The sequence below is a fragment of the Bradyrhizobium sp. genome (genome assembly GCF_016462955.1).
Taxonomy (GTDB): Bacteria; Pseudomonadota; Alphaproteobacteria; order Rhizobiales; family Xanthobacteraceae; genus Bradyrhizobium.
Window position 1 is genome coordinate 1 of record NZ_JAEMSD010000672.1, and the last position, 3017, is coordinate 3017.

Annotated in this window: 3 protein-coding genes; all 3 read right to left on the bottom strand. The window is 58.2% G+C overall.

The window, feature by feature from the left end:
- Nucleotides 1-994: 994 nt before the first annotated feature.
- Complete coding sequence (locus tag JHD07_RS39920; protein WP_366865810.1) at nt 995-1261, bottom strand: DUF4291 family protein; 267 nt, start codon at nt 1259-1261, stop codon at nt 995-997.
- Between the two features lie 354 nt (nt 1262-1615).
- Nucleotides 1616-2731, bottom strand: a complete 1116-nt coding sequence (locus tag JHD07_RS36640) for a murein L,D-transpeptidase family protein (RefSeq protein ID WP_291631053.1) — start codon at nt 2729-2731, stop codon at nt 1616-1618.
- 26 nt (nt 2732-2757) lie between these two features.
- Nucleotides 2758-3017: nitroreductase family protein (locus JHD07_RS36645; protein WP_291631055.1), on the bottom strand; the 260-nt coding region annotated here is incomplete at its 5' end.

Sequence of the window (3017 nt, forward strand, 5' to 3'; positions counted from 1 at the left end):
GAGTGTGGCTCAGCCCGGTAGAGCACTGCGTTCGGGACGCAGGGGTCGCAGGTTCGAATCCTGCCACTCCGACCAGAAATCATTAGGTTTTTCCTTCTGATCGTTGGTCCTTCCCGAGTCAACCACCGTTTCAACCACCGAAACATATCGGGCCTTTTGGCCAATGGCCGCGGCCGCCCCCTGCAGAAAGTCCGGGTGGTGGTGGCCGTAGGTGTCCTGTAGGACCTCGGGAGACATGCCTAGGAACCCTGCTGCCTCCCAGATTGGCACGCCGCGCTGCATGAGCCACGTCGCAGCCGTATGGCGCAAGGTGTGGGGTGTCACCCTCCCTGGTAGGTCAGCGAGCCTCACAGCGGTCTTGAATCCCTTTTTAACCGAGGCCACGGGGTTGCCGTTGAATTCAACGAAGCACTCAGCGATCAGCGGATCGCGAGAGGGTCCGGAGCTCCAATTATCAGTCGCGATCCGTATCCCGATCAGTACGGGCTAAGGCAAGATCAATTCCAAAGACTGCTCGATTCAATATATCAAGGCACAGGTAGAAGTGTTGGACCAAGCGGAAATTAAACGAGTTAGACGAGGCGGGCTTGGTCCGAATTTGCCTGCTGCTAAGTGGGAATTTACAGTCGATCTTGGTAATGAGCCGGAGGCTGTCGGGGAGCGTATTGTCGGAGTTGTGGAGTCTCTTGTCAGGTACGACTACGACACATGGCCGAGTGATCAACACTGGAGAGAGGCTTTGCCCTCCTGGTTGGCATCAACGATGATGACGCCGGAGGAGTGCGACAGAGCTATGGCTGTGACGCCACGTGACCGCTGGCATGACTTGCCTTGGGAGTTTCGCTCATGGCTCGACGCCTTACGTGAACGTGATTGGAAATGGTGGGGCTTCGAGCGATCGGGACGCGCAGTTCGGCTTGTATTGGAGATAACTGGTATCCCGCCTCGTGTAGACGCCTTCAGGCAGATACTGCTCGCGTCTGGAGCGAGAATATTATCTGAGGAGCATGACTGATTCATACGGTCGTTCTTTGGGCAACATTGCTTCGGCCTCCTTCAGTTCACCGTGCTGCACCCGACGGTAAACAGCGTGTGCTAGATCAATAAGATCGGTTATCTTTCGTATCCACTGCCCGATGTATTGTGTGACGGCGTCTGGTCCGATTCCAAGTTGAATAGTGCGATATGGCAGCGGTTGAAGCCGAAGATCGCGCTCTGGATCCCACTGAATCCGCACCGTCGAAGCGCCTCTACGTATCATTTTTGAAGGCGCTTACGACTCGGACGGAGTCGAGTTTGTCGCAAAAACGTGGTTCGCCATCCCGCGTCAGGACGATGGTGTGCCGATGAGCGAGTGCCGCTCGAGCGACAAGCGTGAGTTTGGCTTTCTCCACCTGCGTGCTTTGCGAACGGGAAGTCGCGCACTTTCGATGGAGCGGGGATCACTATTAGATGTGATACTTAGAACCTACGAAGTTCGTACCCGAATGTGCGAGGGATTGCTGGACCGACTTCGCCAGGTCCTGCGATTGTTCCGCCACCCAGCTCACCACGCGTGGGGCATGCGATGCCGGGCGTGATCTGCCGGTGCTCAATCGCTGAGCAAAACAGATGTTCAGCACTGGCGCGATGGGAAACCGGCACTGGCGGTATCACACACCAACGACTTGGAGGACAAGGCACCGAACCATTTGCTCGGCAACGAACCATCATTGTCGACCCACGGGATCGGCGGCAATTGCGGCAGGTAGGATGCATACGGCATGACTTTCGCAAACGTCACCCTGCCCGGGAAGCGCGCGAGAAAAGCGTTGTTCATTCCGCCGTCGTATCCGCTGTAGATCGGGGCAACCGGCACGTTGTCTTCGAGCAATTGCGCATACGCGCGCTCGTCGGCGCGCTGTTTCTCCAGCGCCCGCCGCGCGATGTCCGGGTTGACGACAAAGGGAGGGCATTTCTCGACCGGATTGAACACGAGAGGGTGCGGCGAATTCGGGGAAGGTTGCGCATCGAACACATAGCGGCGGTGACACACATCCACCTTGGGTTCGAGTTGTGTCGTCTCGAAATGATCGTTGCCGACCTTGAGCATTTTCCAGAAGGGCAGGTTGGGATTATTTCGATGGCGCGCCAGGTTCGCCGGTGTCAGGCGGAACGGGTAGGCTTGGACCTGGAACGATGTCCGGCCACCGCGGAACGTGTCACGCGCCAGCGAATAGATTTCGCTGATCTGTTCGTCCGTCATGGCATAGCAACCGCTCGACCAGCAGTCGCCGTGGATCATGAGGAAGCTGCCGTTCCGCTTGTTTGCCCTGTCGAAGCTGTTGGGGTAGCCGAGGTTGATCGAGAGATAGAAGTTGGAGTTGGGATTCATCAACTCGGGTGTGATCGTGTAAAAGCCTTCCGGAGCCTGTCGGTCGCCCTCGTACAATTTCGGTCCGAGGTCGCCCGACCACCGGCAGATCGGATAGGTCTTGAGGAATTGGAAGCGGCCGGAAATGTCCTGCTTCCAGACTTCGAGCTCTGCCTCCTCCTTGAAGAGACGCACGAGGATAGGGGAATATTTCGGCATCTTCTTCTGTTCGAGCAGCGCGAGCAGCTCGGCCGGCAATTCCTGGGTGGCCTTGGCGGGCAACGGCTTGCTGCTTTCGCCAAAGCACGGGGCAGGTGTCAAGGCGGCGGCGAAAGCCGCCGCCAGAACAATCGCATGTCGGACCATGGCGCGTATCACTGCTGCATCTCCAGCCCGCCGCGCCGCTATTCCTCGAATCCGACGAACACCGTGGCCTCCTCGACCGACTTCCGCTCGGACACCACCGCATTCGCCGGAAAGGTCTCATCGGGCCAGCCCAGCGCGATGCTTTTCATGATGACCTGATCGTCGGCGATCCCCGCATGCTCGCGCACCACGGGGCTTTGCATGATGCCTTGGCTGTTGATCACGGCGCCCAGCCCGCGAGACCAGGCGGCATTGACCAGGGCGGTCGCCACCGCGCCGCAATCGAAAGGTGTATCGT